This window comes from Nonomuraea sp. KM90 (assembly GCF_052246675.1).
Lineage (GTDB): Bacteria > Actinomycetota > Actinomycetes > Streptosporangiales > Streptosporangiaceae > Nonomuraea.
Genome location: NZ_JBQQCB010000252.1, coordinates 1 through 6,623, shown reverse-complemented (window position 1 = coordinate 6,623; position 6,623 = coordinate 1). Strand labels below are relative to the sequence as shown.

The following is a 6,623-nucleotide window of genomic DNA, read 5'->3' as shown; positions in this document are numbered from 1 at the left end:
CCAACCGGCTCGTCGGCATCCTGCACGGCTGCCTCAAGACCGGCGCCCTCTACGACGAGGCAACCGCCTGGTCGCATCACGCCGAATCGCTTGCTGCTTGACAACTAAAGCTCCTGGGATGTCTTTCTGACTGTGGCGGACTCTGGCCGCGGCGGGCGCGGACATGTGGTCGGCGCCCGGCTGTGCTCGGCGCCTGGCCGGCGTCGCACGGCTGGGAGTCTGCGTCACCCCAGGACGCGGACACACGAAAATTTGCCGATTCGGCAAGAGACGCCATGCGGAAATGCGAGCGCACGCGTGGCCGGTTGACGCCGTCGCCGGACATCAGAGCCGTTTCCGGCTTCTTGCCTCGTTGCCGAGTCAGCATGGATGGCCACTGTGGACGACGATCTCGACGCCGCGCTGTCGGTCATGGGCCCGCGCGGGCATCTCGCAGAGCACCCTGTCGCGCCTGGAGAGCGGCGGGCGGCGGCCGAACCTCGAACTCCCGGCACCCAGGCGTATAAACTGATCATTCCTGGGGCGACAGGCCCCGCCGACCCCGATCCACAGCGCCACGAAGGCTACGAGTGGCTGTACGTGCTCAACGGCCGGCTACGGCTCGTGCTCGGCGACCAGGACCTGACGCTTGGGCCAGGCGAGGTGGCCGAGTTCGACACGCATGTCCCGCACTGGATGGGCAACGCCGGGCCCACGCCGGTCGAGCTGCTCATCCTGTTCGGACCTCAGGGCGAACGCGCTCATGTACGCGCCCGGCCGCGCCCGAACGGCACCTGACGCGCGGGTGCCTCCGCTGAGACCCCCGCGACTCCCAACGGCGTAGCCGAAGGGCGGCGTCACCCTGAAGAGCATCGCGGAGACGATCACTCGGGCCTCGATCCGCCCCCGGTCTCCGGCTCTTGCACCCAGATTCAGCCCGTCTGGTCGCCCACCCACCCGGCACGGCTCGACGACCTGGAGCACGGCGACTACTTCGCCACGCCGGCCGGCCTCCTGTCCGCGCCTGGCGCGATACCGGACCGGCGGGGCGGGCCACCGCTGCCCGTCCCGCCCCGGAGACACAAAGGTCAGTGAGAACCGTGCGCGATCAACGGAACGCGGCCAGCGCGACCGGCTGCCACTTCTCCCACGTGGCAAGCCGCTCCTCGTACTCGGCCGCCACCGGCTCGAACGACCTGCCGAAGAAGATCCGCGCCGGCGGGTCGTCGGTGTCGGCCAACTCCAGGATCGGACCGCGCGTCGCCTTCGGGTCGCCCAGCTCCCACACGATATCGGTGGCCGCGCGGACCTCGGCGTAGTCGGGGTGCTCGGCACTGGTGCGGATGCTGCCGCCGCCGAAGTCGGTCGAGTACGGGCCGGGCTCCAGGCAGATCACGTCGATGCCGAAGTGCGCGACCTCCTTGCGCAGCGATTCCGACAGCCCTTCCACGGCCCACTTCGAGGCGTGGTAGGCGCCGATACCGGGGTACGCCCGGACGCCGCCCTCGCTGGTGACCTGGATGATCCGGCCGTGACCTTGCGCGCGCAGCACGGGCAGGACCGCCTGCGTCACCCAAAGTGTGCCGAAGAAGTTGGTCTCCATCTCGGCGCGGATCTCGCTCTCGGTCAGCTCCTCGACCATGCCGAAATGGCCGTAGCCGGCGTTGTTGACCACCACGTCCAGCGTGCCGAAGTGCTCGGACGCCTGTCGCACGGCGGCGAACACGGCCGCGCGGTCGGTGATGTCGAGCCGCAGGGGCAGCACGGCGTCGCCGTACTTCTCGGTGAGGGGGCGCAGGTGGTCGAGGTCACGTGCGGTGGCGGCGACCCGGTCGCCCCGCTCCAGGGCGGCCTCCGCCCACTCGCGGCCGAACCCCTTCGACGTGCCGGTGATGAACCACGTCTTGGACATCCTCTTCACCTCTCCACAATCGATGCCATCCATTGCAACAGTAGCATGGAATGCATTAATTCCTCCTATGCTATTCTTGCCGCATGGAGGGCAGGCGAGACAGGAAGAAGCGGCAGACCCGCGAACGGATCCAGACCGCGGCACTGGAGCTGTTCACGTCGCACGGCTACCGCAACACGACCATCGCGGCGATCGCCGAACACGCCGACGTCGCGACGCGGACCGTCACGCTGCACTTCCCCACCAAGGAAGACCTGCTGTTCGCCGACGACCCGTTCGCCCCGGAGACGCTGACCGCCCACCTCGGCAGCCGGCCCGGCACCGCCCTCGATTCCGTCGGCGAGTGGATGCGCGACACGATGCGCGCCCTGGACGAACGCGACGCCCAGCAGGGCCGCCAGCCGGGTGAGACGTGGTCCCTGCGCACCAAGCGCGCCACCCTGATAGCCGAGGACGAGGACCTCCGCGGCCGCGCCCGCGCGAGCTACTACGATCTGGAACGCCTGATCGCCGCGGCCATCGGCAAGGACCTGGGCCTACCGCCCGGCGCGCTGGCCCCGCGCCTGACCGCGTACACCGTGGTGGGCGGCCTGCGCGAGCTGTACATGACCCATGAGGCCCATCACCGCGACACCGCCACCGAGGAGTTGCTTCCCCTGGTGGACCGCGTATTGGACTTCGCCCGCGCAGGCCTGGCGACGCTCATGACCGAACCCCCGCTCCACTCGATCCCCGAGTCGCGCCGCTAGCGGCGGCCAGGACGAGGTCCCAGCGAGTGACGACGCCGTACGTGTCGCCAAATTGAGTAGGGATCTACTCATGCCTGCCGTGATCCCGAGGTCCAGCCTTCAAGGGACAAGAAGGACGCCGGAGGGAACGTGTCATGCACAATGACGTGAATCATCGATGGAGCGGCCGCCGAGCGCTGCTCGCCGTGCTCGTGGTCCTGTCTCTCGCCGTGCCCGTGTGGTGGCCCGCGCCGCCGGCCGTCGGCGCGGTGGCGAGGAGTGCGCAGACGGCGGATACCTGGTCCTACCTCTTCGAGATCCGCCGACGTTTCCCCGCGCCGGAAACATGCGTGGACGTCGACAACGGCTACACCCACGACGGCGCCAACGTCAAGCAGTGGGCCTGCGCCAACGTGCCCCAGCAACGGTGGCAGTACCTCCGGGTGACGCCCGGCAGCGAGTGGTTCTTCATCCGCGCCCAGCACAGCGAAAAATGCCTGGACGTCGACAACGCGTACACCCACGACGGCGCGAACGTCAAGCAGTGGGCCTGCGGGAATGTCCCGCAGCAGATGTGGCGCTGGAAGTACGCCTACACCGACGCCTGGTGGAACACCTTCTATCACCTGGAGAACAGACACAGCAGCAAATGCCTCGACGTGGACAACGGCTGGACCCACAACGGCGCCAACATCCAGCAGTGGACCTGCGACCAGTACGCCGGTCAGCAGCTGTGGTACTTCCGGGCCGTGTAGCCGGCGCCGAGCACGCACACGCGCACAGCACGAACCCGTGCGGAGGGGGTGGCGCCGGCCGCCGCCGACCTCACCCACCTCCGCCGACACCGGCCACCGCGCGTGGATCGCGTCGCCTCTGTCCCCCTCGTTCTCGCCGTCGGTCTCCCACAGGCCCCGCCAGCCGTCGAGGAAGAGGGAGTCGTCGTGCCGGCATCGCCGCAAGGGCGCGACACGGGGGTGTCACCGGTCGTAGCGGAGGAGATCGCCCGGTTGGCAGTCGAGGGCATCGCACAGGCGCATGAGCGTGGAGAAGCGGATCGCCTTGGCGTGGCCGTTCTTCAGAATCGACAGGTTGACGACGGTGATCTGGACCCGGTTCGACAGCTCGGTGAGCGTCATGCGGCGCTCTTTGAGCAGGTCGTCCAGCCGTACGCGGATGGTCGGGTCGGCCATCAGATGGTGGCCTCGACCTCTTCGAGCAGCACCAGGCCACGCCGTACGATCTCCGACACGGCCAGCATCGCGACTCCCGTCACCACTCCGGCCAGCACCTCGCCCGGCGGGGGGTAGAACGGGTGGCTCTTGTCCAGCAGCATCGACGCCAGGATCGGCTCGGCCACCATGCCGAGCAGGCCTGTGGCGAGCGAGCCGATGATCAGGATCCAGCCGAGGCGGCGCAGGTGAGCGGCAGTGACGGCCGAGAACAGCGCCCTGTCTCCCGATCTGGCCCGGCCCAGCGCGCGGACGACGGTGAACAGGGCGAGCAGAGTGGTCACGACGCCCGGCGCCCACAGAAGCAGGTAGAGCAGGCCGACGAGCGGCGCGGGACCCTGGTGGCGGACGGTCACGTCAGCGGTCGCGCTCTCGATCACGGCATCCGGAGCCGCCATACCCGCGATCGGCATGTCGAACACTCGCAGCGGAACGCCGATGCCGTTGGCGTTGCCAACGAAAGCGATCAGGACGGTGGAGAGCAACAGGGCCAGGGCGCCCAGGCAGGCCAGGACCAGGAAGAGGGACAGGAGGGTTTGGAGTCGGGTGAGCCATCTCGCAGACATAACGATAATCGTAAATAACGATATTCGATATGTCCAGGGCCGGCGGACGGCGAACCCGACGCGCGGGAGCCTCCACGCCACAATGTCCACCGCGCACCTCCGGCGGCCTCCTCAGGCCACCGGGACCTGGCTCTTCCACCGTCCGGAGCGCGGGCCGAGCAGGCTCAGCACGGCTCGGCGGGTCATACGTCGAGGACCGCCTTTCCGGCGACGCGGCGGGCGAGCAGGGCATCGGCGGCCTCCATCACCCTGTCCCACGGCCCGCGCCAGCCGACCTGCGCGTCCAGCTCGCCGGCCGCCAGCAGCCCGACCAGGTGGGCGAGGTCGGCGCCGAACGGCGTGGTCACGTTGAAATTCTCGATCCGCCCCCGCGCCGATCGGGTGCCCGCCAGCTCGAAGTCGATGACCGTGGCCTCGCGGGCCGCCCGTCCGACGGCCATCGCCACACCGTCGTCCTCCAGCCGGTAGAACGCCTGCGCGAGCTGCCGCCCGCCCACGTTGTCCAGCACGCCGTACACGCGGCCCTCCAGGTTCTCCGGGCCGAACACGATCTCCGCGGCGCCGAGCTCACGCAGGCCCCGCGCGCGGGCGGGGCTGCCGGCCGAGGCGACGACCTGCGCGCCCGCGCGGGCGGCGAGCTGTACGGCGAAGCGGCCGACGCCACCGGACGCCCCGGTGACCAGGACGCGCCGGCCCGCCACCGGGCCGAGCCGGCGCAGGGCCTGCAGCGCCGTGACCCCGGCGACCGGCAGGGCGCCGGCCGGACCCAGGTCGACGGCGTCGGGAACGACGGCCAGGTCGGCGGTGTCCACGGCGCGCAGCTCCGCCCACGCTCCCGACCAGCCGAAGGTGACCACGCGGGTGCCGGCGGCCGGTCCGGTGCCGTCGGCGGCAGGCTGGACGACCACTCCGGCGGCGTCCCATCCCGGGACGTGGCCGGGCCGGGCGTCCGCGCCGGCGTAGGCGATCTCGCCGAAGTTGAGGGAGAAGGCCGCCACCTGGATCAGCGCCTGGGAGGGCGTGGGCACCGGGTCGGGCACGACGTCGAAGGAGAGGTCCGGGTTGAAGGTCAGGGCGCGCATCGTTACTCCCGCATCAGTGGGTGACGGGTACGACCCTGACGCTGCGCGCGCACGATCGGCTGGGGGTCAGCGCACGGGCCCCTCCTCACCCAGCCCAGCGCGGACGGCGGCCGCGATCCGGTCGACGTCGCCGCGTTCCGCGGGTGGCAGGGGCGCGCCGACCGACTCCCTGAGCGCGGCCGCCTCGCTCAGCAGGGCCGCGGCCTCCTCATGGGAGCCCTCGGCCGCCGCCGCCCCGGCCAGCCCTTCACGGGCCAGGGCGATGGCGCGCGGATCGCCGAGCTCGCGGGCCGCCGCGAGCCCCTCCTGGTGCAGTGACCTGGCGGTGGCGGGGTCGCCGCGCTGTTCGGCGATGAAGCCGAGCTCGGCCAGCAGCAGCGTCACCCCGTAGAAGGGCACGCCGTAGTCGGCTTCCAGGCGGCGGTTCCAGGCCAGCGACTGTTGGAAGAGCCGGTGTGCGGTGTCGAGGTCGCCCGCGCGGCGGGCGACGATGCCGAGGCCGACCCGGGCGAACTCCTCGGCGAAGCGGTCGGACTGCTCGGCGGCCAGGCGCAGGCCGCGCTCGTGCAGGTCCCGGGAGCGGTCCAGGTCCCCGGTCAGCAGGGCGAGTCGCCCCAGGCTGGACAGCCGGTAGGAGGCGTCGGTCCACAGCCGCAGGTCCTCGGCGACGCGCAGGCCCTCCCGGTGCAGGTGGGCGGCGCGTTCGTAGCCGCCGGTGATCTCGGCGAGGTAGCCGAGCATGTCGGAGGCCTGCAGCCGTCCCCATCCGTCGCCCAGATCGTCGAAGATGGCCAGGCTCTGGGCGCCGGACCGCTCGGCGAGGGCGTGCTCTCCCCGGAACATCGCCTGCTTGGCCCGCCCGGCCAGCGCCGCCGCCTCACCCCAGCGGTCGCCGGCGGCGCGGAACCCGGCCAGCGCCTCCGTCAGCAGTCCCTCCGCGGTGGCGGCGTCCCCGAAGCTCAGATGCGCGAGCGCGAGCAACCAGCGCGCGCGGGCGTCGCCGGAGCCCAGCGCCCGCGCCGCGGTACGGCTGCGCTCCAGCAGGTCGGTGCCGTCGCCGGTCAGCATCGCGAACCCGGCCTCCCACGCCGCCGTCACCGGGCGCTCCGCTCCGGGCAGCGCCAGCG

The 6,623-nt window shown here is 71.1% G+C and carries 7 protein-coding genes and 1 pseudogene; 3 read left to right on the top strand and 5 right to left on the bottom strand.

Features of this window, described 5'->3' with window-relative positions; genetic code table 11:
• Positions 1-415 precede the first annotated feature (415 nt).
• Positions 416-777, top strand: a pseudogene (locus ACTWPW_RS62450) (cupin domain-containing protein); the annotation flags it as partial.
• A gap of 310 nt (positions 778-1,087) precedes the next feature.
• Here the strand turns inward: ACTWPW_RS62450 and ACTWPW_RS62445 are convergent.
• On the bottom strand, positions 1,088-1,891 hold the full coding sequence (locus tag ACTWPW_RS62445) for an SDR family NAD(P)-dependent oxidoreductase (RefSeq protein WP_443174760.1): 804 nt from the start codon (positions 1,889-1,891) through the stop codon (positions 1,088-1,090).
• 83 nt (positions 1,892-1,974) lie between these two features.
• On the opposite strand from ACTWPW_RS62445, the gene ACTWPW_RS62440 reads away from it, so the two are divergent.
• Together ACTWPW_RS62440 and ACTWPW_RS62435 are read left to right on the top strand one after the other, a co-directional pair.
• Positions 1,975-2,640, top strand: coding sequence for a TetR/AcrR family transcriptional regulator (locus ACTWPW_RS62440; protein ID WP_443174759.1), 666 nt, complete (start codon positions 1,975-1,977; stop codon positions 2,638-2,640).
• Positions 2,641-2,774: 134 nt separating this feature from the next.
• Positions 2,775-3,374, top strand: coding sequence for an RICIN domain-containing protein (locus ACTWPW_RS62435; RefSeq protein ID WP_443174758.1), 600 nt, complete (start codon positions 2,775-2,777; stop codon positions 3,372-3,374).
• A gap of 222 nt (positions 3,375-3,596) precedes the next feature.
• Here the strand turns inward: ACTWPW_RS62435 and ACTWPW_RS62430 are convergent, their stop codons facing one another.
• The 4 genes from ACTWPW_RS62430 to ACTWPW_RS62415 all read right to left on the bottom strand — a co-directional run.
• Positions 3,597-3,809 carry a helix-turn-helix domain-containing protein gene (locus ACTWPW_RS62430; RefSeq protein WP_364117273.1) on the bottom strand — a complete coding sequence of 71 codons (213 nt, stop codon included), beginning with the start codon at positions 3,807-3,809 and terminating at the stop codon, positions 3,597-3,599.
• Positions 3,809-4,414 carry a DUF2975 domain-containing protein gene (locus ACTWPW_RS62425; protein ID WP_443174757.1) on the bottom strand — a complete coding sequence of 202 codons (606 nt, stop codon included), beginning with the start codon at positions 4,412-4,414 and terminating at the stop codon, positions 3,809-3,811. The genes ACTWPW_RS62430 and ACTWPW_RS62425 overlap by 1 nt, the downstream gene beginning before the upstream one ends.
• A 182-nt stretch (positions 4,415-4,596) precedes the next feature.
• Positions 4,597-5,496: a zinc-binding dehydrogenase gene (locus tag ACTWPW_RS62420; protein ID WP_443174756.1), complete on the bottom strand. Its 900-nt coding sequence runs from the start codon at positions 5,494-5,496 to the stop codon at positions 4,597-4,599.
• A gap of 66 nt (positions 5,497-5,562) precedes the next feature.
• The coding region (locus ACTWPW_RS62415; RefSeq protein ID WP_443174755.1) for a tetratricopeptide repeat protein at positions 5,563-6,623 on the bottom strand (1,061 nt) is incomplete at its 5' end.

Coding starts and splice junctions, on each gene's coding strand:
- ACTWPW_RS62445 (WP_443174760.1), bottom strand. CDS start 1,891: ATGTCCAAGACGTGGTTCATCACCGGCACGTCGAAGGGGTTCGGCCGC.
- ACTWPW_RS62440 (WP_443174759.1), top strand. CDS start 1,975: ATGGAGGGCAGGCGAGACAGGAAGAAGCGGCAGACCCGCGAACGGATC.
- ACTWPW_RS62435 (WP_443174758.1), top strand. CDS start 2,775: ATGCACAATGACGTGAATCATCGATGGAGCGGCCGCCGAGCGCTGCTC.
- ACTWPW_RS62430 (WP_364117273.1), bottom strand. CDS start 3,809: ATGGCCGACCCGACCATCCGCGTACGGCTGGACGACCTGCTCAAAGAG.
- ACTWPW_RS62425 (WP_443174757.1), bottom strand. CDS start 4,414: ATGTCTGCGAGATGGCTCACCCGACTCCAAACCCTCCTGTCCCTCTTC.
- ACTWPW_RS62420 (WP_443174756.1), bottom strand. CDS start 5,496: ATGCGCGCCCTGACCTTCAACCCGGACCTCTCCTTCGACGTCGTGCCC.